Genomic DNA, 24990 nt, shown 5'->3' on the forward strand with positions numbered 1-24990 from the left:
GCTGCGTAACTAAAATCTCCCAAGTTTAATTCTACGGGATTGACGGCAGGGGTCAATTTAGCCTTAATACTTTAGATGCTGCTCGTCATTTCTATCATGGTAAGCCGCAAGGTACATGGTCACCAAGTAAGCTATTTGTTGATCGGGATATCTTATTGCTAGGCACAGGACCAGGTGTTGCTAAGCATCGTACTGCACTAGAGCGTTATATTCGTAAGGAAAAACCCTTAGTGCTAGCGTTGAATACTCAGAGTGAGATCGATGCTGCACTTATTGATTTACGTGTGGCTTGCCATCCAGTACGTTTGTTAGCAGATTGTGAGGCTCATACTAAATTACCTCAACCGTTAATCACACCCTATTCAATGTTACCGGAAGATGTACAGCAAGCATTAGCAAATAAAGAGGTTCTAGACTTTGGTTTGAACGTGCAGACTGATACTTTTGAGTTCAATGAAACTTACTGTATTACGCCCACATCCTTGGTAATGGCTTATGCCTTCGCAATAGCTACGAGTGGTAAAGCTAAGAGATTACTATTAGCTGGTTTTGATGGCTATGAAGGTGAAGACCCACGCAATTTTGAGATGAATAAAGTCGTAAAGACATACACCAATAACGGTAATACAATTCCACTGATTGCAATTTTACCTTCTCGTTATGATGTGAATATTCAAAGCGTTTACGGAGTAGTCAAATGACAGGAAAGATAACAGCTTTTCTGCCATGTAGAGCTGGCAGTGAGCGAGTACCACATAAAAATATTAAGCCCTTTTGTAATTATAATTTTGGTCTGATTGAAATCAAGCTAAAACAGCTTGATAAGGTAGAAGGAATTGATGAGATTGTACTTTCGACTAATGATCTTGATATTTTAGAGTATGCTAACACGCTTAAAATAGAAAAACTAAGAGTTCATAAAAGGAATGAACAATTATCATCGAGTCAGACCAGTACAGATCAGTTAGTGAAGCATGCGTTACATTTGATCCCACAAGGTAATATTTTATGGACACATGTTACCTCTCCTTTTGTTACGAATAAGCACTATGATGAAATTATCAGCTGCTATAGGAATAAAAAAAGAGATGGCTATGATTCTTTAATGACAGTAACTGAAATTTATAGTTTTTTATGGCAAGATGGAAAATCACTAAACTATGACAGAAGTTTAGAGAAATGGCCAAGAACTCAAACAATTAGACCCGTCAACGAAGTAAATAGTGCTGTTTTTCTGGCGTCTAGTGAAGTATATATAAAAAATGATGATCGAATTGGCAGTAATCCATATTTATACAAATTAAATAAAATCATTAGTCATGATATAGATTGGCCAGAAGACTTTGTTATTGCTGAATGTATGGTGGAAAAAGGGGTAGTTAGCTTGTGAAAAAATGCTTATTAGACTATCAGACTTTTGTTTTCGACTGTGATGGAGTAATACTAAACTCCAATAAAATTAAAACTAAAGCTTTTTATCAAGCAGCTTTAGCTTATGGTGATCTAGCGGCACAAGCATTGGTCAAATACCATGTAGCAAATGGTGGTATATCACGCTATAAGAAATTTGAGTATTTTTTAAATGAAATAGTTCCTGGCACAGCCAATGGTGTGTCTGGGCCAAGCTTAGAGAAATTATTAGAAGGTTACGCCAAAATAATATTAGATGGACTATTATCCTGTGAAGTGGCAGAAGGACTTGAAAAGTTACGTAGCAAAACATCTAACGCTAAATGGCTGATAGTTTCTGGTGGTGACCAAGCTGAACTGCGTCATGTTTTTAATGAGAGAGGGTTAGACAAGTATTTTGATGGAGGAATATTCGGCAGTCCTGATAATAAAAGTCAAATACTTGAGCGTGAAATAAATAATGGTAATATTCAGCAGTCGGCCTTATTCTTAGGTGATAGCAAATATGACTATCAGGCGGCAAATATTGCTGGACTTGACTTTATTTTCTTAAGCGACTGGACGGAAGTTAAAGATTATAGAGACTGGTGCAAGATTTTTGATATAACAAGTTTGGCAAGTCTTAATAAATTAAGTAGTTAGATATGTATTTTATATGGTGTATTAGATATCTAGTGACCCTTAGTTCTCAAGTCAAAGCTATCTGATAAATTAGTGCTGTGAATGTTTTTTCGAGAATAAACTGTTATCTAGAATTCTTAATACTTATGTATAAAATATTTGTTGCTGCTTATCATGACTTCTAGGATATAAATATATGAAAAAGTACTTGGTTTTTATAGAAAATTCAGAAGGAGAGCTCGACTGGATTTCTCCTTTCATCAAATATGAATCCAAAAAAGGGGCAGAATTTTATTTTTATTTAGACAGACTGGGTAGGGATTATGAAGAAAAATCTTGTATCTTAGAAAAATATGGTTTTGATAGTAGTAACCTTATTAATGGTGATGAAATTTTTGACCCATTCGATATTTTTATTTATAAAGTTGTAAATAAGCTTAGCTATATTTATTCTGGTAGAAGTAAGCTTAGCCGTATTTTTCCTACTGATAAAAAACGTAATGATTTTTTTCACTTTCTTTTAAGACCATATTTTTTTTTGAAGAATCCTAATCAATCTAATGAAAAAGAAGTGTTTGATGTTATATTTAGAGATTACAACATAAAATCTTCATTGGCGTTATCCTATTATCTAAATATTAATAAAAAAGCCAACGTTATTGTTTATCCTCATGCTGTAGGGATACAACCCAAAAATGAAAATAGAGTACCACCTTTCAAAATTAAATGTGATCTTTGGTTGGAAAACACTAAACGCTCTCTTTATGCCAAGGAGGTGTATGAAAAAGAACTCTTTGTTTCAGGTCCTCCGGCGCTATCAGATGCAATAGACAACCCTTTGTTCGATAGTGAATCTAAAAATGTTCTTATATTAACTAGGAACTGGATGGAGCAATACGGATACAATTTTGAGGATGCTTTGGTATTATTTGATAAGTTATTAGAAAACCTATCACATCTCGGGTTTAAAGCCCTCATAAAACATCATCCAAGAGATGAGAGCTTGGAAAGATGGCGAGACATACAGAGTAAATATGATCATATAGAAGAGTTTAAGGGCAGTCTTTCAGATTTTGATACATCCTTGCGAGTTTGTCTAACGCTTTTTAGCACTGCAGGAATATATGTATTAGCGAAGGGTGTACCTGTAATAGACTTTTCTCCTTATAAGAAATTATCTGAATTTAATGTGACTTTGCCGTTTCACTTTGCGAGTAAAGACACGGAAGTTGTTACCCACGAACTGCCTTCTTTAGGTATTTATAAACAAGAACAAAACCTAGAAGAGATTGTTAATATTGTCTCTGATGGCTTGAAGCTAGCTCATATGTCCGCCTCCCAACAAAAAATATTATATAGTAACTTCCCTTCTCGTGCTAATGAGGTTATTAGTAGCAAGCTTAAAGAGATTCACAATCATTAATCTATAAGGTTTTTTAATTATGCTAGAAAATAAAATCATTCTTATTACCGGTGGTACTGGCTCTTTTGGTAATACTTTTGTTCCAATGACACTTGCCAAATATAATCCAAAAAAAATCATTATTTTTTCACGTGATGAGATGAAACAATGGGAGATGGCAAAGAAGTTTGTAGGCGACGATCGTGTACGTTTTTTTATCGGTGATGTTCGTGATAAAGAACGTTTATATCGTGCATTAGATGGTGTGGATTATGTCGTACATGCTGCTGCTACCAAGATCGTACCGACTGCAGAATATAACCCCTTTGAGTGTATAAAAACCAATATCAACGGTGCTATGAACCTAATTGATGCTTGTATTGATAAAGGCGTAAAGGGTGTAGTTGCACTATCTACCGATAAAGCCAGTAGTCCAATCAACTTATATGGTGCTACTAAACTTGCATCTGATAAACTTTTTGTCGCAGCTAACTCTTATTCTGGTGAGCATGGTTCTACATTTTCAGTAGTACGCTATGGCAATGTTATGGGCTCTCGTGGTTCAGTCATTCCATTTTTTATGTCCATAAAAGACAGTGGCGTATTACCTATTACTGATGATCGAATGACTCGCTTTATGATCTCACTAGAAGACGGTGTCGATTTAGTTTGGCATGCATTCGAGGATATGGTTGGCGGTGAAATCTATGTCAAAAAGATCCCATCAATGAAAATGACTGATTTAGCTCGCGTAGTTGCTCCAGATGCCAAACAGGAAGTCATAGGCATCCGTCCAGGCGAAAAGTTACATGAGCAGATGATTAGTGCTGAAGATGCCTACTACACTTATGAGTATCCAGAGCACTTTAAGATCCTACCTACTATTAATAAGTGGGCAACCGATCCAGCACGTATCAAAGATGGCAAGCGAGTGCCTGAGGATTTTGTGTATTCAAGCGATAACAATCCAGAATGGATGAGTGATGCTGATCTGCAAGAGTGGATTGACATAAACCGCGAAAAAATCGGGAGTATTTAGGTGATTCCTTACGGTCGTCAAGATATAAACCAACAAGATATCGATGCTGTCATTAATGTCTTAAAATCAGAATTTTTGACTCAAGGACCTCAAGTTCCTGCATTCGAGCAAGCGGTAATGAGTATCTGTGGCGCTCATTACGCAGTGGCGGTCAATAGTGCAACCTCTGCCCTACATATCGCTTGTCTTGCACTGGGCTTAGGAGAAGGTGATTGGCTCTGGACGACGCCTAATACCTTTGTCGCTTCAGCAAACTGTGGATTGTATTGTGGGGCGAAAGTCGATTTCGTCGATATCGATTCTCAGACTTATAATATGTGTGCAAAAGAGCTTGAAGAAAAGCTGATACGCGCTGAAAAGTCTGGCAAGCTCCCCAAAATAGTAGTGCCTGTACATTTCAGTGGTCAGCCTTGTGATATGGAAGCGATCCATAATTTATCTAAGAAGTACGGTTTCAAAATTATCGAAGATGCCTCTCATGCTATTGGCGGTAGATATAAAGGCGAATCTATTGGGAGTTGTCGCTATAGTGACATTACCGTATTTAGCTTTCATCCGGTCAAGATAGTGACGACCGCTGAAGGCGGAATGGCAATGACCAATAGCTCGGAGCTAGCCATAAAGCTAGAGCTATTACGTAGTCATGGTATCACTCGTGACGCTAGTTTGATGACTAAAACCGCTGATGGTCCTTGGTACTATGAACAGATTGATTTAGGTCTGAATTATAGAATGACGGACTTACAAGCAGCATTAGGCGTGTCTCAGATGCAACGATTAGATAGCTTTGTTACCAAGCGTCATGAGTTAGCACAGCGCTATAATGAATTGTTAAGAGATTTACCAATTACTTTACCTTGGCAGCATAATGATAGCTATTCAGGTCTACATTTATATGTGATTCGCTTGCAATTGGATAAGATCGATAAAACCCACCTTGAGGTTTTTGAAGGAATGCGCGCTGCAGGTATTTTGGTTAACTTGCACTATATTCCTGTTCATATGCAGCCTTATTATCAAGACTTGGGCTTTGAAGTTGGTCAGTTTCCTCAAGCAGAACAGTATTATAAAGAAGCCATTAGTATTCCGATGTTTCCTGCTATGACTGAAGAGCAGCAAAATGAGGTCGTTACTAAGTTAAAAGAGCTATTGATATGAAAATTGCTGTCATTCCAGCGCGTGGTGGTAGTAAGCGTATACCTCGAAAGAATATCAAAGAGTTTTGCGGTAAGCCGATGATTGCATATTCTATTGAGGCTGCGCTGCAGTCTGGTTGCTTTGATAAAGTCATCGTTTCGACAGATGATACAGAGATTGCTGAAGTGGCTAGACGCTATGGAGCGGAAGTGCCATTCATCAGACCAGCTGAATTATCTAATGACTATACTGGTACGATTCCTGTCGTACGTCATGCAGTTGAATGGTGTATGCAGCAAGGCGTTGATCCACAGCTGGTATGCTGTTTATATGCTACTGCTCCTTTTGTGACGCCTAAATATCTACAGCAAGGTCTTCAGCAAATTATCGAACAAGATGCTGATTATGCTTTTACGGTCACTAGCTATGCTTTTCCTATTCAAAGAGCGATAAAAATCTCTTCTCAATTAGGAATTGAGATGTTTGATTCAAATAATTTTAATACTCGCTCACAAGATTTGGAAGAAGCTTGGCATGACGCAGGTCAGTTTTACTGGGGTAAAGCAGAGGCATGGTTATCTGAAAAAATAATCTTCGGACCTGATTCTACCCCAGTTATTTTACCCAGACATCGAGTACAAGATATAGATACCTTTGAGGATTGGGATAGGGCTGAATGGTTATTTAAGGCTATGCAAGTATGAAAGCAGTCTTTCGCTGTGACGCGTCAATACAGATAGGTACTGGACATGTCATGCGTTGTCTCACCTTAGCTGATGCCTTGAGATCAGAAGGTGTAGAGAGTCATTTTATCTGTCGTGAGCATGCAGGGCATTTGCTTGAGGTTATTGCGCAGCGGGGTTATCAGTCGTACGGATTACCTTATATAGACCAAGCACAAGGATCAGATGAAGATGTTCTGGAGCATGCCAGTTGGTTGGGTGCTACTCAAAAAGAGGATGCTAAGCACTGCGGCAAGATACTGCAAACATTACAGCCTGATTGGTTAATCGTTGATCACTATGCTCTAGATATATTTTGGGAAAGCGCTATGCGCTCATACTGTCAGAAAATTATGGTGATCGATGACTTAGCAGATCGCTCTCATGATTGTGATATTTTACTTGATCAGACATTTGGTCGGGATGTAAAAAATTATTTGGAGTGGGTTCCAGAGCATTGTCAGGTATTGTGTGGCTCTAAGTATGCACTATTACGACCAGAGTTTGCACAGTGGCGCGAGTATAGTCTTGATCGTCGCAAAACTGGTTGCTTAGACCATCTGCTTATCAATTTAGGCGGAGTCGATAAAGATAATGTGACGACAGAAATACTTAAAGGACTGCAAGAAAGCGCTTTGCCTGAACACTGCAAAATAACAGTAATTATGGGCTCAACAGCGCCTTGGATAAAAAGTGTCAAAGATCAAGCAAGCCTAATGCGATGGCAAACTGAGATTAAAACTGGCGTAAGCAATATAGCCGAGATAATGTCAAATAGTGACTTAGCTATAGGTGCGGCTGGATCTACTTCGTGGGAACGCTGCTGTTTAGGACTACCAACGATTATGCTGGTTTTAGCTGAAAACCAAAAAACTATAGCGCATAACTTAGAGCAAGCAAACGCTGTTTTTTCGATTGAGGTAGATCTAAATTTGAAATCTGCCATACAGAAATCGATAGAGTATTTTGTTTCTCAAGAGCCTGCTTTAGTAAATATGAGCCATAGCGCTTCTGATATTCTTAACGGTTATGGCTCAACCTTAGTTGTAAAAAATATGGTGAATCAATATGTCCAATAATTTGAATTGTCGTGTACGTAGCATGCTAGCATCTGATCTTGAGCAAGTTTTAGAATGGCGTAATCACTCTGAGATACGTCACTACATGTATACTCAGCATAAAATTACTTTAGATGAGCATATCAATTGGTATAAGAAAGCTAGCAATAGCCCTGAGCGCTACTTACTCATTTTTGAAATTAATAATATACCAACTGGCTTTATTAACATTAATAAAATTAAGAACAGTAATATTGCTGATTGGGGGTTTTACGTTGCACCAGACTCTGAGAAGGGTACAGGTAAAATGCTTGGCATTACAGTTTTAAACTACGCTTTTAAAGTCATAAAATTACACAAAATATGCGGTCAAGCATTATCCTACAATGTACCTTCAGCTAAGTTTCATACCAGTCTTGGTTTTACTCAAGAAGGGCTATTAAGAGACCAACACTTTGATGGGCAATCATACAACGATGTCGCTCACTTTGGTTTGTTAGCAAATGAATGGAAAATAAGTGAGAATAAATTATGAACAATCATACTATATCGATAGCTGACAGAAAAATTGGCTTAGATTACCCTCCATATATTATTGCAGAGTTATCGGCAAACCATAATGGCTCTATGGGAACCGCACTAGAAATCATTAAGCAAGCTAAGCTTTGTGGTGCAGATGCGGTAAAGTTACAAACTTATAAAGCAGATACGATTACTTTAGACAGTCAGAATGAAGAGTTTATGATTCGTGGTGGTCTATGGGATGGACAGTCGTTATATGAGCTATATGAAAAAGCGCATCTACCTTGGGACTGGCATAAACCCCTATTTGATTATGCGCGCGAATTAGATATTACTATCTTTAGCTCACCGTTTGATAATACAGCGGTGGATCTATTAGAGGACTTAAATGCTCCTGCTTACAAGATTGCTTCCTTCGAAGCGGTCGATTTACCCTTGATTAAATATGTGGCAAGCACGGGCAAGCCTATGATTATATCTACTGGTATGGCTGATGCTGAAGAGATTCAAGAAGCTATCGATGCTGCTAGATCCGGTGGCTGTAAAGAGTTGGCTATTTTGCATTGTGTGAGTGGTTATCCTGCGCCTAGCGAGGATTATAATCTACGTACAATTCCTAACATGATAGAGCGTTTTGGCTTAGTCACAGGCTTATCAGATCATACTTTGGATAATACGACCGCTATCGCCTCAGTAGTATTAGGTGCATCGATTATTGAAAAGCACTTTACGCTCGATCGCAATGCTGGTGGTCCTGATGATAGCTTCTCTTTAGAACCTACAGATTTAACAGCTCTTTGCCGCGATAGTAAGACTGCTTGGGCAGCGCTTGGTCAAGTAGATTACGGGCGTAAAGCTAGTGAGCAGGGTAATGCGCAGTTTCGTCGTTCGCTATATTTTGTAAAAGACTTGAAAGCTGGGGATGTTATCACTGAAGATGCAGTACGCAGTGTGCGTCCTGGATTTGGATTGGCTCCGAAATTTTTGGATGAGGTTGTTGGTAAAATAGCTAAAAAGGTTATCGTTAAAAACACCTCAGTTAGTCATGACTTATTTATGTAGATTAATAAAAAAATTTCAATTTCAAAATATCTATTGACGAATATAAGAGTGAGTGGTAACACGCAATAACTACGAAGCTTAGTTATACATACTATATTAGTAGGAATATTGATAGTATTTATTCCCCAAAGTAGAAAAAATATAACTGATAATTAATATTTGAAATGAACTTGCAATTCGTACGCTTGTTATCAACTTATTTCATTCTAGTTTAGATAGTATTTTCCATAAGAATTAAATAAATATCTACCTGATATATTTATAGTAATTATCCTAATAATTTACGAGTCCAAAAAATATGAATTTCCTTGTATTGGTCAATGGTGCACCTAAATATAAATACTTTTACGCAGAAATTGCCAAAAAAATTGAGGAGAAAGGTCACAGCGTCTATTTTGCTGTGAATGCACAAAAATCAACTATCGTAGAGCCATTAGATTACATCGATGACTCACAGAACACATTTTTCTTTGACCGCTATCTAAAGAAAAATTTTGATAGTTTAAAAGATCAACCTATCGCAATGAATGAAACATGGGGGGATGTGCTTTTTTCAGATTTTGATCGTTTTTTTTGCCATAACTACAACCTTAGTAACGATAAAGTATATTGGTCTGCTGTCTTAAATGGTTTGGAAAGTTTTTTTACTTCTATCATAACTGATCATAGTATTGATGTTGTTCTATATGAGAATGTTTCCAATTCATTTGCTTATATGGCATACACAGTAGGTGACGTACTAGATTGTACATATATTGGACTAATCGGGTCTAGGTTGCCAAATCGTTATGAGATACAAACATCGATCCATTCAGAGTCTGACGCCATCGTTTCAAATATTGAAAATGTAAAGCTAACAGAGGATGAAGAAAAATGGTACAAAGATTATAAGGAAAAGTTTTTTGATACACAGCCTGACTATATGAAAAACAATATAATCGCTAAAAAAATAAGCTTATCTAATTTAATTAGTTACAGAAAAATTTTAACAGCACAAAAAATATTTCAAGTCTCACTAAAAACTAATGCTTATTATAACTATCAATCAGCACGTCCTATTGAGAATCTAATGGCTATGTACAAGCTCAATTGGAGAAAAATGCTTAATGAGACTCAGAGTAATAAATATTATCTACCTATGGATGAAGTAGATGAATTGATCGAAACTAATAAAGAAAATTTTTATGTCTATCCTACTCATTATCATCCAGAGGCATCTACCTCAGTTCTAGCACCTGATTATACTAATGAGCTCAATAATATTATTAGTATCCATAACAACCTTCCGGTGGGAAGTTATTTGTACGTTAAAGACCACATAAGTGCTCGTGGCATCCAAAATAAAGATTTCTATAAAAAAATAAGCGCTTTACCAGGTGTACGTCTAATACACTTCGATTACAACGTCAAAAAACTTGTTAGTCATTCTCATGGGGTAATTACGGTAACCAGCACTGTTGGTTATGAAGCAGTTTTAATGAACAAACCTGTATATTTACTAGGTCGTGTCTTTTATGAAAACTTCCCTAATGTGATTAGATTAAATAGTTTTTCAGAACTAAGGAGTACAATAAATCAAAAACGCAAGTCTTATTCCGATGAGGAGATTAGTAAATTCATCATAGCTTATCATCGTTATACTTTCGAAGGTCAACTATTAATTGGTAAGCCAGATCTTTGGAAGCAAGAGTACTTTTCTGACATCGCTGATAATATCTTATATAAGATTAAAGACGTTCGTAAAACTAAAGTATAAATTATTTTACTGTATAAACTGACACATAGTACTAACGATAAGGTGCATAGGTTGAAAATATTAATACTAGGTGGAAAATTTAATAATACTGGTGGTACTGAGCGTGTAGGCTCTATGCTTGCTAATGGACTATCAAAGGAAGGTTATGAAATAGTTTTAGCCAGTATTTCATGTGGTGATAAGCCTTTCTTTCCTATAAATAAAGGTATTAAGATAGTTTCATTATTTAATACTCCAGGCCGTGCTTTATATCGCACACCTAATATTATTTATAAAATAAGGAAATTGCTAAAGGAAGAGCGTATTGACACTCTGATTGTAGTAGAGACGATGTCTGTCTTGTTTACCTTACCCGCTACTTTAGGTTTGCCAATAAACCATATATGTTGGGAGCATTTTAACTTCAATACCGATTTAGGAAAAAAAGGAAGACGCATAGCTCGCCAACTAGCAGCGCGATACTGCGATTCAGTCGTTACTTTAACTGAAAGAGATAAGCAGTACTGGTTAAAAGGTACGCGTCATAACTCACAAATAACAGCAATAGCCAACCCTTGCCCGTTTCCTGTTCAAGAGAACACTAAAGAAAACAATACGAAAATAGTATTGGCTATTGGACGACTAACGCATCAAAAAGGATTTGATTTATTACTTGAATCGTGGTTTGAAATAAATAAACTTATGTCAGACTGGAAGTTGAAAATAGTTGGTGAAGGTATTGATAGGCAAAAGCTAGCTGAGTTTATTGAACAATATGAGTTAACTAACAGTGTGGAGTTAGTAGATAGTACTAACGATGTTAGTAAATATTACAAAGAAGCTGAGATATTCTGCTTAAGCTCTCGATTTGAAGGTTTCGGCATGGTCCTAATTGAAGCGTTAGCTTTTGGTTTACCTATCGTAAGCTTTGATTGTGAAGTTGGCCCAGCAGAGATCTTGGAAGATACAGGCTCTATTTTAGTTCCGCCTAATGATATTAGCGAACTTGCATTATCGTTAATAGATTTAATGCAAGATGATGAAAGGCGAAAAATTATTAGTATAAAGAGTAAGGAAAAGGCTAAGCTTTATCAGCCTGAAGTCATAATGAGTCAATGGGTTAATTTACTTGAAAGCTTTGAATAACTTATAGTACTACCTTCGTGCGTTATAACGATACGCTATAGTAATGATTATATTTATTAGTTAAATTTTAGGACTTTCATATGAACATACTTCATGTTATATCATCGCCTGCATCAGGGGGTGCTGAGGTTTATGTTAAAGATCTATCAAAACATTTATCGCAGCAGCATAATTTACATGTAGCATTTCTAAGCGCCGCTACTGATACAGGGCGAGATACAGAATACGAGAGAGTTTTTTTAGAAGACTTGCAGTTTGCTGGTGTAAGTACATATATAATTGGCAACGAAACACGAAAAAAACCATGGCTAGGTGCATTAAGACTTAAAACATATATTAAAAATAATAAGATAGATATTGTACATACTCATCTTGCTTATGGCATTGTATTTTCGGCTTTATCGCAAGTTCCTGTTGTTTATACTCATCACAACATTACACAAAGATGGGGGGAAACTACCTATAAAATATTCAACATATTAGTAAATGAATATGTAGGTATATCTGATATATGTGCAACAGCACTTAGCAAATATACAGGTAAGAAGGTTAATACTATATTTAATGCTGTTTCACTAGATAAATTTGAAGGATACTCCCGTACAAGAACTTTAAGTAGTATTAGTACTAATATAATTAATGTAGCAATGGTTGGAGCTTTACACCCTCAAAAAAACTATCTAAATATGCTTAATGCATTGACTTTATTAGATAAAGAAATAAGAGACCAAATAATAGTATTGATTGCTGGAGAGGGAGAAAAAAATTATAAAGATGAATTATTAAGTTATATTGAGAAACATAACTTACAAAATACTGTGCGTTTCATCGGTGTAACTAGTAATATTCCTCAATTTTTGTACGATGCAGATTTATTTGTTATGAGTTCAGATTGGGAGGGACTTCCTATCGCATTAACAGAAGCAGCCATATCAGGTTTACCTTGTATCGTAACTAATGCGGGTGGATGCTCAGAAATCATAGATCGTAGCAAAAACGGGGTAGTAGTACCTCTATCTAATCCTCAAGCACTTGCTAATGAAATTTCGAAGGTCATAATTAGTAAATCATTAATAGAGCAGTGGTCTCAAAATGCTATTAATAGTGCTGAGCAGTACTCCATAAATAAAGCAGCGGATTTGCATATAAACTTATATAACTCAATACTTTCAAAAAAGTCAATATAATAAATTCAGAAATGTGAAGCTAACAACAAAATATAGAGATAACCAAATGTCAGACCTTAGTTGGATTTATAGTTATGGTTATATAGGTACTAGACTATTCGACCTGCCTAGCCTCTTTATATGCTTGCTATCTATATTTATTCTTGGATACAAGTTTCAAGCTCCACGTAACTATCAAACTGTATTAGGTTTACACTGCTTTTTACCATTTATCTTAAATGATGTACTGTTTAAAGTAACGTATATGCCTGATCAGTTGAAGTATTGGCGCGGTGTCAATGCTATTAGAGATGGTCAGCTGGGTGTAGTTGAAGCGTTTGCAAGTGGTGAAAACGTACTCCAAGCCAGTGCCTTTTTTTCAGCCATGCCATTTCCGACACCTGTATCACCTATAAGCTTAGGGTTCTATAATACTTTTATTTATATTGTTTTGTTTTTTATATTATATGCAAAGAATATTTTTACCAAGGTTTCTCTTTGGTTTTACTTATTATTTCCAAGTATGGCGTTATATACAGCACTAAGTCTTAGAGAGACCTTGATACTATTTTTCATGATTTTAGCAGTAGTATATGCGAGAGAATCCAAAATATTCAAAAGTATTATTTGCATGGTACCGATCTATTTGATCAAATTCCAAAATTTTTACATCGTCGGCCCAGTAGTCTTGCTTTACTTTGTATTCAATGTTGCAAAGAAAGGAATGGGTTTAACTAAGGCGCTTATAATTGGCATTATTGGTTTAATCTCGTTAATAGCTTCTGCTCCTATTGCGCTACCATTGGTCAATACATTCAGGGTCGCAATGTTTGTCGAGGATGGTGGGGACCCGAATGACATTAAACTGATATCAGGAGCAGGTGATTTCGTTCTTCAGGGTCTGACCTCTGGTTTTTATTTTTTATCTAAACCTCTACCTTGGGAGGCAGCTAGTGCACTGCAATTCATACAGTCATTCGAAAATTTAGCTGTTTTAGGTATTCTCTTCTTAATCACTCGTCAAGCTTGGAGAAAAAGCCCAGACAGACTGGCTTTTTGGCTATTGTTTTTAGCCTTATCGATGTCTGTATACGGACTAGTTGTGGCAAACTATGGCACAGCGGTAAGGTATCGCTATGGTTTCGTTGTTATGTATGTTTTATTTGTATGTGCTGATTGTAATATCACTCAACTTCGTAGTAAGAAAACAATTCAAAAGAACACTCAACCTAATACAAAAGCATTAAAGCACTAGGCTGAATAGATATATACCTATTCTATTAATATTCTACTATCTTGTGTAATACTATGAAATTTTTAATATGTGCAAACTACTTACCTCATGTGTTGAACTTTCGAGGTAAGCTATTAGAAGCGATAGCTAAGTTAGGTTACGAGGTACATGTATTAGCGCCAGATCTAGGGTCACATACCGAAGATCATAATACACTGCTTGACTTAGGGTATGCTGTACATGCTGTACCTATGCAGCGTACGGGAACAAACCCTATCGCTGATATGAAAACACTGATAGTCACCTATCGATTACTATGTGATATACAGCCTGATTATATGCTTTCTTACACTATAAAACCTATCATATATGGCACGCTAGCAGCATGGCTTGCCAAAGTACCTAATCGTTTTATCTTATTGTCTGGCCTTGGCTATACTTTTCAAGAAGTTGAAGAGTCTGGTAAACGCAGTGGATTTCAAAAGTTGGTACATGGTCTATATCAGCAGGCGTTATCTAGATCGACTAAAGTATTTTTTCAAAATCCTGACGACTTAAACCTATTTAAAAAACTTCAGATACTAAAATCTAGTATACCTGCTGTGGTAGTCAATGGCTCAGGAGTAGATGTGGCCGACTTTAATGTGCTTCCCTTCCCTAGAGATGAAACCGGAAATATCATAACTTCTTTTTTACTTATCGCTAGGCTTCTTAAGGATAAAGGTATTCTCGAGTATATTGAGGCTGCTAAAATCATAAAACAGCAGTATCCTTCAGCCCAGTTTCATTTAGTGGGATGGATAGATGAAAACCCAGCTGCCATTGAGCAGACGCAGCTAGATGAATGGATAGCAGAGGACATTGTCACCTACTGGGGCAAACTTGACGACGTTAGACCTGCTATTGCTGCCAGCTCGGTCTATATACTGCCATCATATCGAGAAGGAACATCACGCTCAGTATTAGAGGCGATGGCTATGGGACGACCTATCATTACTACAGACGCGCCAGGCTGTCGTGAGACAGTGACTGAAGGTCTTAATGGTTATTTGGTACCCATCAAAACAGTGAATGAATTATCGTCTGCTATGGAAAAGTTTATTGTAAATCCTGAATTGATCACTGTTATGGGGCAAGAGTCTCGCAAATTAACCGAACATATTTACGATGTTCATAAAGTGAACGCTTTCATGACGGAAGAAATGGGTTTGGTAGATTTAAACCATTCAAGTTAGACTTACTCTCATTTTCCTTAAAATTACTCGTCAGTATTTGATTTAAGTTACTGAATAATTACAGTTTCTTTATTTATATAATAAGTTATACTTGTCGAGTTTTTCACTGTTTTTAGCACTCTATGAATAAGAATTCATTTATGTTCAATAAAAGAATATTTGCGTCTTTAAAGTTTTTACCTGTTCAGCTACTCCTCGGACTATTACTATGCACTTGGATCCCATACTTGTTCTTGGATTGGAGCTATTTAGACCAAGGGTTCAATACGACAAGCACGTTTAATATTCTCATAAGTGGTATGCTTACTTCGTTAACTTTATTTACTCTGAACTTGATACGTCAGTTTCCAGGTATTAATTCGAGTTCATACATTCTGCCTGTATTTATTTTTTGGTTTGCTTTAGTTTTTGTGCCTGCCGAATTGACCAAGTATTCTTTTTCTTTGATTTATTATTGCATCAGCGGCATATGCTTACTGAGCTATCTTTTCATTATTAATATAATCAACCGTCGTTATACCGTTCAAACTCTTGCTTATATTCCAGTGGGTAGAGCGATAAATATGCCAGAACAAGTGCCTTCTGCAGATTGGTTAAAGCTAGATACAACCAACTTAGGTCAGCATGTAAATGGCATAGTAACGGATCTTCATAGTTACGATTTGACTGATGATTGGCAAGAGTTCATCGCTCATCAGACTTTGCAAGGCATTCCGGTATACCATCATCGTCATATTCGTGAATCACTCACTGGTAGAGTTAAAATCAACCACATGTATGAAAACGAGCTCGGCTCATTGCTACCTTGTGAGAACTATATGATGGTCAAATACTGTTTTGACTTTCTGATTATCTTAGCGCTATTACCAATGACTCTCGTCATTTTTCTATTCACTGCGATAGCAATAAAACTCGAAGACAATGGTAAGGTTTTTTATACCCAGTTACGCGTTGGTCATCGAGGTAAGAGTATCAAAGTCTATAAATTTCGTAGCATGCGTGAGAAAGCTAAAGAAGTCCTGACCGTTGATAACGATGACCGTATTACCAAAGTTGGTCATTTTCTCCGTAGAACGAGAATTGATGAGCTTCCTCAGTTTATTAATGTCCTCAAAGGTGAGATGAGCTTGATTGGTCCTAGGGCTGAGTTTATTGATTTTGCCCTCAAACTTGAACAGCAAGTTCCCTTCTTTAATTATCGTCATATTGTAAAACCTGGCATATCTGGTTGGGCTCAAGTCAATCAAGGATATGCGACTGGTGCCGAAGAAACTAAATTAAAAATCGAATATGACTTTTATTATATAAAGCACATATCATTTACATTGGATTTGCTAATTTTCTTTAGAACCATTCATACCACGCTTACAGGTTTCGGTTCACGGTGAGGCCATGAAATTAATTAATCATCTGTTTCGCTAACACTATAGATTATGAGTAAACTACTATGACAAAACAACTGCCCTACCACCGCTTACATAATTTAAAAGTAATAAGCATTTTATTGAGTTTCGGCATAGTAAGTACATACGCTACTGCTCAAAACATATACGTCAACGATATGAGCCTAAAATCAGAACTGAACTGGTTGAACTCACAAGGTGTCATTCAAATAAGTACTAGTACATGGCCATTAACTGCAAATGAAATCAAGCGCGTACTTAGTCTAGCTAAAGTAAAAACTTCAGAACAACAGCAGATAATACAGTCAATACAGCTTACATTAGGGCAAAAACCCAGATCGCTTGTTAACGCACAAGTTGGTCTATACGCTCAAACTGATAGACAGCGCTTACCACAAACTTTTGCTGATAATAAAATGTCTACAGTACAGGCTAGTGTACAAGCTGGTATTAGTGAGGAAGATTGGGAACTCAATCTACAGGCCAACCTTAAAGATGATGACCTAATAAATGATGACGATGTGAGTTTTGAAGGCTCTTATATAGCAGGTAAATTTGCTAATCAATGGCTAATAGCTGGACAAATTCCAACTTGGTGGGGCCCTGGACATGATGGTAGCCTGATTCGGGGAGATGCAAGTCTTCCTATCGTAGGTTTGACTCTACAGCGTGATGAGCAAAATGTACCAACCTCTCCCTATTTATCTTGGGTAGGTCCTTGGCAGTATCAATTATTTGCAGGCCAGTTGGACGATTATGAAGCAGTACCAGATGCTAAAATTTTTGGTGCGCGTCTTACTGCTAGTCCATGGCCTTGGTTAGAAATTGGAGCTTCTCGTACTTTTATGTGGGGAGGAGAAGGACGACCTGAGAGCTTTAGCTCATTTGGTGATGCTCTGTTAGGAACAAGAGATAACGATACTACTTCTGGTAATACTGATCAAGATCCTGCCAACCAACTAGGAGGGTTTGATGCTCGCGTTAACTTAATGCCACTAGTAGGTGTACCGACTGGTATTTATGCACAGTATATCGGTGAAGATGAAGCTGGTGGCTTACCTGCCAAAAACATGTATTTAGCAGGTATAGACTATGCTTCAAGTATAAATACTCTGCCTTATCAATTATATGCTGAATATACCGATACTCGTTCTAGCGGTGAAGCACGCGGCATATCTTATGATCACTTTCTCTATACAGATGGTTATTATCAGCATGGCTATCCGCTAGGATATGGATTGGGTGGTGACGCCGAAAGTGTAGCGCTTGGTGGTAAGCTTTGGGTAGATAACCAAAACTTTATCTCTACTAAGCTACAATACGCTAAGGTTAATCAATCGAATGAGAGTGACAACCAAGCTTTTCCTGAGCCAGAAACTTTGAAAGTAGCTGATATAGCTTGGGAGCATCAAATGAATCCAAAAACGCTCATTTCTAGTCGAGTCTGGGCGCTAGATTCGAACAAACAGTCAACTGATGTAGGTGCTGGTGTTGGTCTTGAATTTACTAATTTCTAGTGTGAAAATTATAGTTTAATAAAAAGACGCCAGTTAGAAGCCCTTTATAGAATTTACGTTCTATAAAGGGCTTTTTGCATTTATACAGGTTAGGCAAATCTTTATAGCGCAAAATAAACGTTAAATGTGTCGACAGACTCAATCAAAGGTACATGAATCGGGCTTCTTTAACCTAACATTGCTGGTTTGGTTAAAGAAAGTAACTCAAACCTATAATTGCCAGAATATGGATATAATCAACTTGAACAGTTATTCAATAACTACTACAATGCGTTTTTAATACATTTTGTGGTAATACTTTGTTTATTTTTGAGTAATCACTCAACATTGTTCATATTTTACCTATGTTTGTTACCTGATAGTTCGGTGCCATCGTGCCCGTTTTATTTGCTTAATTTGTTCCAATTCACTTTTACTTTTTCTCAAAAAGAGATAATTCATGCCAAAACATTTGCCACTCTCACTATTGTTTCTTCGCCTTGGTGTTTTCATCGTGTTCTTCTTTTGGACACTCGACAAATTCGTAAATCCTGAGCATGCCGCCAATGTATTTGCTAAATTCTACGCTTTAGAAAATTTAGGCATCACTATTGTTTACCTGATTGGTAGCTTGCAAATTATTCTTATCTTCTCGTTTGTCATAGGTTTATTCAAAAAATGGACATACGGCATCATTTTATTACTACACGCCGCTTCTACTTTTGCATCTTTTGGTCTTTACCTAACACCTTTTGATAACTTGCTGTTCTTTGCTGCATGGCCAATGCTGGCAGCCTGTTTGGCGCTGTTCTTAATGAGAGACTATGACACCCTAACATTGGGTAAAAATACGTCTCCAGTATAAATGTCAGCGGCAGTGCTTATTGCTTAAGTAGCATAAATATCAGACAGCAAGACATAATTTATATACTATTAAGACTGCCGACTTAAATTTTTTATCGTAGTTAGGCGATTCAGACAATTCGATTTGATTGCCACGTTACTCAACTATAGTTACTTAGGTATTGTTACTTAAGTTTAGTTATTCAGATGATGAGTATTCTACAGTTTGAGTAATAACTACGATTTTAGCCTTCGCTCCCTTATTTGGCCGGACTTTTCATGATTAAAAGAATATTTTTAATACTATTAATATTGATATTAGCGGCAAGCTTTTTTTACTTTGACCTAAATCAATTATTGACGCTTGATGGCTTAAAAGGGTCGATGGCGCAATTTAATGAATACAAAGCGCAGTCACCGCTATTGATTATCGGTGGGTTTTTCTTATTATATGTCGTCGTCACTGCCCTCTCCTTACCAGGCGCTGCGATTTTAACGCTAGCCGCTGGTGCGCTATTTGGTTTGGTTCAAGGCTTACTCGTTGCCTCATTTGCATCGAGTATTGGTGCTACCATTGCCTTCTTGGCATCGCGATATTTACTGCGTGACACCATCAAACAGCGCTTTCCTGAGCGGTTGGCAGCTATTGATGCAGGCGTCGAAAAAGAAGGTGGATTTTATTTATTTACCTTACGTCTGGTACCCATATTTCCATTCTTTTTGATTAACCTATTGATGGGTGTAACGTCTATTAAAACATGGACTTACTACTGGGTCAGTCAAATCGGTATGCTGGCTGGAACGTTTGTCTTCGTCAATGCAGGGACACAGCTGGCACAGATAGACAGCTTATCGGGTATTTTATCTTTCAACTTAATTGTCTCGTTTGCGTTATTAGGTTTCTTCCCATTAATAGCAAAAGGAGTGTTGAACATGTTTAAAAAACGCCGTGTTTATAAAGGCCATACCAAACCTAAGAAGTTCGATCGCAATATGATTGTGATTGGCGCAGGCGCTGGTGGATTGGTTACAAGCTACATTGCCGCAGCGGTAAAAGCAAAAGTCACACTGATTGAAGCAGGTGAGATGGGCGGGGATTGTCTTAATTATGGTTGTGTACCTAGTAAAGCCATCATTAAGAGCGCAAAAATCGCTGATCAGATTCGCCATGGTGAAAACTACGGTCTAGAGAACACTGTACCGCAGTTTTCATTCAAAAAAGTGATGGCACGCGTACAGCAAGTAGTGGCTGATATCGCACCGCACGACAGCGTTGAACGTTATACCAATCTGGGCGTCGATGTGGTCAAAGGCTATGCCAAATTGATTGACCCGTGGACAGTAGAAATCCAGCTAAATGACGGCGGCATGCAGACCCTAACAGCGCGCACCATCGTCATTGCCACTGGCGCCCGTCCATTTGTACCACCTCTACCAGGTATAGAAGAAACAGGCTACGTGACCAGTGACACGCTATGGACGAAGTTTGCTGAGCTAGAAGAAGCCCCGAAAAAGCTAGTAGTACTGGGTGGCGGACCAATCGGTAGCGAGCTTGCTCAAAGCTTTGCGCGCTTGGGTTCTAATGTGACGCAAATTGAGATGAGCGATCGAATCATGGGCAAAGAAGACCTCGAAGTCTCTGCCTTTGCTCACCAGTCGCTCACTGATAGCGGTGTCAATATTTTGACTTCGCATCAAGCCATGCGCTGCGAGATGCGTGATGGCAAAAAATACATTATCGTCAAACACAATGAAACAGAAATCGATATCGAGTATGATGAGCTACTTTGTGCCGTTGGTCGTAGCGCACGTCTTGAAGGTTATGGTTTAGAGGCATTAGGTATCGAAACCAATCGTACTATCGTAACCAACGAATATCTCGAGACGTTATATCCTAATATTTTTGCTGCAGGTGATATCGTTGGCCCATACCAGTTTACTCATGTCGCTGCCCATCAGGGTTGGTACGCCGCAGTCAATGGCTTATTTGGCAATTTGAAGAAGTTTAAGGTAGATTATCGCGTCATTCCTTGGGTTACGTTTATCGACCCAGAAGTTGCTCGTGTCGGTATTAATGAGCAAGAAGCCATTGATAAAGGCATCGATTACGAGATTACTCGTTTTGAGTTTGAAGAGCTGGATCGTGCCATTACAGATAGCGCGGCTAAAGGCTTTATCAAAGTCATCACGCCAAAAGGTAAAGACAAAATACTTGGCGTTACGGTGGTGTCTGAACATGCAGGCGACCTAATCGCTGAGTTTGTACTGGCCATGAAACATGGTCTGGGTCTCAATAAAATATTGGGCACCATTCATAGCTACCCTACTTGGGCAGAAGGCAACAAATATGCCGCTGGTGAGTGGAAACGTGCTCATGCGCCTGAGACCGTATTAAGCTGGTTAGAGAAATACCATACTTGGCGTCGCGGTTAATTAATGATAGTTAGTTAATATCAGTTAATTAAGGGCAGTTTGCTGATCAACGTCATTAAATGATGCAATTAGAAGCAAAGTTCTAAAAGACTCCAATAAAGCTGGTTTAGATTTTGTGGTATCTGTTTGGTTTGACATGGCAGGCTATGAAATCTTTACCGGCTTTACTAACATTTAAATCATAACGGAAACTTGAATGCGCGTTATTACCACTTTACCGATGCTCAAACGTCTTACGCGATATAGCACCTACGCTATGGTGATGAGCATTTGTATTGGTATATCAGCAAGCACAGCATCGCCAACTACTGCCAATATTAACCAAGACTTATCACCTTGGCAGCAGATAGAAGCCCAAGGCAGCAATCAAGACGTTTACTTTTATGCATGGGGCGGTGACCCACAGATTAACGCCTATCTACAATGGATCGCCGATCAAGTCGATGATAAATATGATATCAACTTAGTCCATGTCAAATTAAGCGACACCAGTGAAGCAGTCAGTCGGGTACTCGCAGAAAAATCCGCCCATAATGACGATCAAGGTAGTGTTGATTTGGTCTGGATTAATGGTGCTAACTTTGCCACCATGAGTGAAAACTCGTTATTACTTAAACAATGGGCAAACAAGCTGCCCAATTTTGCGTTGACTGACCCAGAGAATAATCCAACCGTAAATTTCGACTTTGGTGTGCCGACCAACGGCATGGAAGCACCATGGGGACAAGCCTCTCTGACGTTCTATTACGACAGCCTATCGACCAGTAAACCGCCAACAACCCTAACTGAGTTAACCGCTTGGACAGCACAAAACCCTGGCCGCTTTAGCTATCCCAAACCGCCTGATTTTTTGGGTATGAGTTTCTTAAAATATGTCTTAGTCATGCTGCATGAGCAACAAGACGCTCAAACGGGTAAAAACACTAGCGCACAGCTTAACTTGCCTGCCACTGAAGAAAACACCGCGCTCGTATTAGATCCGCTATGGGCGTTTTTAGATGGCTTTCATCCAACCTTATGGCGTAATGGCGAGCAGTTCGTACAGACAGGTGCGCAGATGCGGCGCTTGGTCGATGATACGGAGCTGAGTCTCGCCTTTACCTTTTCGGCACCAGAGGTTCCTGCGGCCGTGCAGCGTTATGACTTACCCGAAAGCATTCGCAGCTATGCCATGAGTGACGGCAGCTTAAGCAATACTCATTTTGTCGCTATCCCTTATAACGCTAGCCATCCTCAGGCGGCACAATTAGTAGCCAACTTTTTGATGAGCCCAGAAGCCCAAGCAAAAAAACAAACCCCTTCGGTATGGGGTGACAAAAGCGTACTGGTCCAATCTACACTTAGCCCTGCACAACAAGCATTATTCAAAACCAAACAGCCCCATCCAAGTGCCCTGCCCTTTGATAGTGTCAAACGCACGGTAAGCGAGCCGCATCCAAGTTGGGTAGAGGCCATCCAGCAAGGCTGGCAAGCACGTTATGGGGTGAGTCCATGAGCCAAGGTTTTGACAAAATAACGAAAAAAGGTGATAAACCTAAGCCTATTACGCTTGAGAAAAAAGACCTGTTTACGCGTATCGTGTCTTTTAGCCCCAAACTCTTAATTCTCATACTAATATTACCGGTACTCTGTGGCCTCATCTGTGTACTGTTGCCTGCTCTGAGCTGGCTTCCTGCCCTAGAAAAAACAACCTTGAATCTGCAAGGGTTTATAGACCTGTGGCAAACGCCTGGCATCACGCAAATGGCTGCGTTAAGTCTGGCTACAGGACTTATCAGCACCCTACTCGCTTTTGTCATTGCCCTGATGATATTGGCCGCGTTCTTTAACAGTGTTTGGTTGCAGCGTATTGAGCATTTATTAAGCCCCATCTTGGTCATTCCTCATGCAGCTGCAGCCATTGCCGTTGGGTTTTTGATTGCGCCGTCAGGTATGTTTGCACGGCTCATCTCCCCGTGGCTAACTGGTTGGGAGATGGCACCCGATGGTATGTTTCCGCATGACCCATACGGTATCAGCATCATCTTGGGTTTAACCTTAAAAGAGCTGCCTTTTTTATTATTAATGGCACTGGGCGCGCTGGCTCAACCTGAGCTTGGTAAAAAATTGCGCCAACAGTATACCGTCGCGCTCAATCTTGGTTATTACCCAATTACTGCTTTCTTTAAGGCGGTCTTGCCCCTATTATATCCTTTTTTACGTTTACCGATTTTGGCCGTATTGGCCTATGCCAGTGCGAGCGTTGAGATGCCGTTGATATTGGGCCCTAACACACCACCAACGCTTGCTGTCTCTATCATACAATGGTTTAACGATGTTGACCTGACATTGCGTATCAAGGCATCAGCAGGCGCATTATTACAACTCGTATTGACAGCAGGTTTAGTCGCCTTTTGGCTAGGCGGCGAAAAAACGATCAAGGCAATATTTAGTGTTTCGTCAGTCAATGGCAAACGTCATTATGCAGATACTATCTGGCAAAAAGTCACCGCCATACTTACCGTAGGTGTGATTGGCTTTATGCTCATGTCACTCGCTGGCCTTGTATTATGGGCATTTGCAGGATTTTGGCGGTTTCCAGCGATGCTACCAGAGCAATTCGTATTATTACACTTTCAAAGTGCCTTTACCCAAATGAGCACACCATTGGTCAATACGCTTAGCATTGGGGCCGTCAGTACTGCCTTTGCTGTTTTTCTGACTTTGCTATGCTTGGAAGCTGAGCAACTGAGTGCTAAGCCATTGTCACACTTCACTAGTTTTATTATTTACTTACCGCTCTTGGTGCCAAGTATTGCTTTCTTGTTTGGCTTGGTATGGTTGCAGCAGTTGGCCAATCATCAATCAGAATTTTTTAATGTGGCATTTGCCCATCTTTTATTCGTGCTACCGTACGTGTTTTTATCATTGGCCAGTAGCTATCGACGCTTAGACTCACGTTTCGCTCATGTGGCCGCTAGCCTTGGCGCTGCTCCTATCAAGGTATTCTTTCAGATAAAGCTGCCGCAGCTATTTGCTCCTATTTTGATTGCCATTGCTCTCGGTCTAGCAATCAGCTTTGGTCAGTATTTGCCAACTCTATTGGCGGGTGGCGGACGTATTGCCACTATCACAACAGAAGCGGTGACACTGGCAAATGGTGCCAGTCGGCGTACCAGTGCTGTTTATGCGATTATGCAAATGGCGCTACCGCTCATCGGTTTTATATTAGCTTGGATGCTACCCAAGTACTTTTTTAGAAGTGGTGCTCGGTAGCAGGCTGGTCATAAACAAAAGCAAACGTTATCAAACATTAAAATAATTAGTCGTGAAAAACACAAATAAAG

At 38.7% G+C, this 24990-nt stretch carries 21 protein-coding genes; all 21 read left to right on the forward strand.

Annotation, left to right across the window (positions count from 1 at the left end):
* Positions 1 to 155: 155 nt before the first annotated feature.
* The 21 genes from QL886_RS12445 to QL886_RS12545 all read left to right on the forward strand — a co-directional run bounded on the left by QL886_RS12445 (position 156) and on the right by QL886_RS12545 (position 24919).
* A complete protein-coding gene (locus QL886_RS12445) occupies positions 156 to 701 on the forward strand; it encodes a hypothetical protein (protein ID WP_290178967.1) in 546 nt (181 codons plus the stop codon).
* The gene (locus QL886_RS12450; RefSeq protein WP_290178968.1) at positions 698 to 1390 is read left to right on the forward strand and encodes an acylneuraminate cytidylyltransferase family protein; all 693 of its coding nucleotides are present in this window, start codon (positions 698 to 700) and stop codon (positions 1388 to 1390) included. Before QL886_RS12445 ends, QL886_RS12450 begins: the two co-directional genes overlap by 4 nt.
* Entirely contained in the window at positions 1387 to 2052 is a 666-nt protein-coding gene (locus QL886_RS12455; RefSeq protein ID WP_290178970.1) for an HAD-IA family hydrolase, read from the forward strand. Before QL886_RS12450 ends, QL886_RS12455 begins: the two co-directional genes overlap by 4 nt.
* A 175-nt stretch (positions 2053 to 2227) precedes the next feature.
* Positions 2228 to 3454: a hypothetical protein gene (locus QL886_RS12460; protein ID WP_290178972.1), complete on the forward strand. Its 1227-nt coding sequence runs from the start codon at positions 2228 to 2230 to the stop codon at positions 3452 to 3454.
* A 19-nt stretch (positions 3455 to 3473) separates the two neighbouring features.
* Entirely contained in the window at positions 3474 to 4472 is a 999-nt protein-coding gene (gene pseB / locus QL886_RS12465; protein WP_290178974.1) for a UDP-N-acetylglucosamine 4,6-dehydratase (inverting), read from the forward strand.
* Positions 4473 to 5630 (forward strand): UDP-4-amino-4,6-dideoxy-N-acetyl-beta-L-altrosamine transaminase, encoded by a 1158-nt coding sequence (gene pseC, locus QL886_RS12470; protein ID WP_290178975.1) that lies wholly within the window; start codon positions 4473 to 4475, stop codon positions 5628 to 5630.
* On the forward strand, positions 5627 to 6313 hold the full coding sequence (gene pseF / locus QL886_RS12475; protein WP_290178977.1) for a pseudaminic acid cytidylyltransferase: 687 nt from the start codon (positions 5627 to 5629) through the stop codon (positions 6311 to 6313). The genes pseC and pseF overlap by 4 nt, the downstream gene beginning before the upstream one ends.
* Positions 6310 to 7410, forward strand: a complete 1101-nt coding sequence (gene pseG, locus QL886_RS12480) for a UDP-2,4-diacetamido-2,4,6-trideoxy-beta-L-altropyranose hydrolase (protein ID WP_290178978.1) — start codon at positions 6310 to 6312, stop codon at positions 7408 to 7410. Before pseF ends, pseG begins: the two co-directional genes overlap by 4 nt.
* Positions 7400 to 7924 (forward strand): UDP-4-amino-4,6-dideoxy-N-acetyl-beta-L-altrosamine N-acetyltransferase, encoded by a 525-nt coding sequence (pseH, locus tag QL886_RS12485; RefSeq protein WP_290178980.1) that lies wholly within the window; start codon positions 7400 to 7402, stop codon positions 7922 to 7924. Before pseG ends, pseH begins: the two co-directional genes overlap by 11 nt.
* Entirely contained in the window at positions 7921 to 8973 is a 1053-nt protein-coding gene (pseI, locus tag QL886_RS12490; RefSeq protein ID WP_290178981.1) for a pseudaminic acid synthase, read from the forward strand. Before pseH ends, pseI begins: the two co-directional genes overlap by 4 nt.
* A gap of 298 nt (positions 8974 to 9271) precedes the next feature.
* A complete protein-coding gene (locus QL886_RS12495) occupies positions 9272 to 10729 on the forward strand; it encodes a capsular biosynthesis protein (RefSeq protein WP_290178982.1) in 1458 nt (485 codons plus the stop codon).
* A gap of 51 nt (positions 10730 to 10780) precedes the next feature.
* The gene (locus tag QL886_RS12500) at positions 10781 to 11854 is read left to right on the forward strand and encodes a glycosyltransferase family 4 protein (RefSeq protein ID WP_290178983.1); all 1074 of its coding nucleotides are present in this window, start codon (positions 10781 to 10783) and stop codon (positions 11852 to 11854) included.
* An 80-nt stretch (positions 11855 to 11934) separates the two neighbouring features.
* Positions 11935 to 13041: a glycosyltransferase gene (locus QL886_RS12505; RefSeq protein ID WP_290178984.1), complete on the forward strand. Its 1107-nt coding sequence runs from the start codon at positions 11935 to 11937 to the stop codon at positions 13039 to 13041.
* Positions 13042 to 13087: 46 nt separating this feature from the next.
* Positions 13088 to 14275 (forward strand): hypothetical protein, encoded by a 1188-nt coding sequence (locus QL886_RS12510; protein ID WP_290178985.1) that lies wholly within the window; start codon positions 13088 to 13090, stop codon positions 14273 to 14275.
* Positions 14276 to 14328: 53 nt separating this feature from the next.
* Positions 14329 to 15489, forward strand: coding sequence for a glycosyltransferase family 4 protein (locus QL886_RS12515; RefSeq protein WP_290178986.1), 1161 nt, complete (start codon positions 14329 to 14331; stop codon positions 15487 to 15489).
* A 563-nt stretch (positions 15490 to 16052) separates the two neighbouring features.
* Positions 16053 to 16877 (forward strand): sugar transferase, encoded by an 825-nt coding sequence (locus QL886_RS12520; RefSeq protein WP_290178987.1) that lies wholly within the window; start codon positions 16053 to 16055, stop codon positions 16875 to 16877.
* A gap of 173 nt (positions 16878 to 17050) precedes the next feature.
* Positions 17051 to 18409, forward strand: coding sequence for a capsule assembly Wzi family protein (locus QL886_RS12525; RefSeq protein ID WP_290178988.1), 1359 nt, complete (start codon positions 17051 to 17053; stop codon positions 18407 to 18409).
* 439 nt (positions 18410 to 18848) lie between these two features.
* Positions 18849 to 19253 carry a hypothetical protein gene (locus tag QL886_RS12530; protein WP_290178989.1) on the forward strand — a complete coding sequence of 135 codons (405 nt, stop codon included), beginning with the start codon at positions 18849 to 18851 and terminating at the stop codon, positions 19251 to 19253.
* Between the two features lie 362 nt (positions 19254 to 19615).
* Positions 19616 to 21664: a bifunctional TVP38/TMEM64 family protein/FAD-dependent oxidoreductase gene (locus QL886_RS12535; RefSeq protein WP_290178990.1), complete on the forward strand. Its 2049-nt coding sequence runs from the start codon at positions 19616 to 19618 to the stop codon at positions 21662 to 21664.
* Between the two features lie 196 nt (positions 21665 to 21860).
* Positions 21861 to 23159 (forward strand): ABC transporter substrate-binding protein, encoded by a 1299-nt coding sequence (locus QL886_RS12540; protein WP_290178991.1) that lies wholly within the window; start codon positions 21861 to 21863, stop codon positions 23157 to 23159.
* Positions 23156 to 24919: an ABC transporter permease subunit gene (locus QL886_RS12545; protein ID WP_290178992.1), complete on the forward strand. Its 1764-nt coding sequence runs from the start codon at positions 23156 to 23158 to the stop codon at positions 24917 to 24919. Before QL886_RS12540 ends, QL886_RS12545 begins: the two co-directional genes overlap by 4 nt.
* Positions 24920 to 24990 lie beyond the last annotated feature (71 nt).

The sequence above is a fragment of the Psychrobacter sp. APC 3281 genome (genome assembly GCF_030407815.1).
Classification (GTDB): Bacteria; Pseudomonadota; Gammaproteobacteria; order Pseudomonadales; family Moraxellaceae; genus Psychrobacter.

Bases quoted from the DNA above. Each gene is read 5' to 3' on its own strand.
- QL886_RS12450 (WP_290178968.1), top strand. From the start codon at position 698: ATGACAGGAAAGATAACAGCTTTTCTGCCATGTAGAGCTGGCAGTGAG.
- QL886_RS12460 (WP_290178972.1), top strand. From the start codon at position 2,228: ATGAAAAAGTACTTGGTTTTTATAGAAAATTCAGAAGGAGAGCTCGAC.
- pseB (WP_290178974.1), top strand. From the start codon at position 3,474: ATGCTAGAAAATAAAATCATTCTTATTACCGGTGGTACTGGCTCTTTT.
- pseF (WP_290178977.1), top strand. From the start codon at position 5,627: ATGAAAATTGCTGTCATTCCAGCGCGTGGTGGTAGTAAGCGTATACCT.
- pseG (WP_290178978.1), top strand. From the start codon at position 6,310: ATGAAAGCAGTCTTTCGCTGTGACGCGTCAATACAGATAGGTACTGGA.
- pseH (WP_290178980.1), top strand. From the start codon at position 7,400: ATGTCCAATAATTTGAATTGTCGTGTACGTAGCATGCTAGCATCTGAT.
- pseI (WP_290178981.1), top strand. From the start codon at position 7,921: ATGAACAATCATACTATATCGATAGCTGACAGAAAAATTGGCTTAGAT.
- QL886_RS12495 (WP_290178982.1), top strand. From the start codon at position 9,272: ATGAATTTCCTTGTATTGGTCAATGGTGCACCTAAATATAAATACTTT.
- QL886_RS12505 (WP_290178984.1), top strand. From the start codon at position 11,935: ATGAACATACTTCATGTTATATCATCGCCTGCATCAGGGGGTGCTGAG.
- QL886_RS12510 (WP_290178985.1), top strand. From the start codon at position 13,088: ATGTCAGACCTTAGTTGGATTTATAGTTATGGTTATATAGGTACTAGA.
- QL886_RS12515 (WP_290178986.1), top strand. From the start codon at position 14,329: ATGAAATTTTTAATATGTGCAAACTACTTACCTCATGTGTTGAACTTT.
- QL886_RS12520 (WP_290178987.1), top strand. From the start codon at position 16,053: ATGCCAGAACAAGTGCCTTCTGCAGATTGGTTAAAGCTAGATACAACC.
- QL886_RS12525 (WP_290178988.1), top strand. From the start codon at position 17,051: ATGAGCCTAAAATCAGAACTGAACTGGTTGAACTCACAAGGTGTCATT.
- QL886_RS12530 (WP_290178989.1), top strand. From the start codon at position 18,849: ATGCCAAAACATTTGCCACTCTCACTATTGTTTCTTCGCCTTGGTGTT.
- QL886_RS12535 (WP_290178990.1), top strand. From the start codon at position 19,616: ATGGCGCAATTTAATGAATACAAAGCGCAGTCACCGCTATTGATTATC.
- QL886_RS12540 (WP_290178991.1), top strand. From the start codon at position 21,861: ATGCGCGTTATTACCACTTTACCGATGCTCAAACGTCTTACGCGATAT.
- QL886_RS12545 (WP_290178992.1), top strand. From the start codon at position 23,156: ATGAGCCAAGGTTTTGACAAAATAACGAAAAAAGGTGATAAACCTAAG.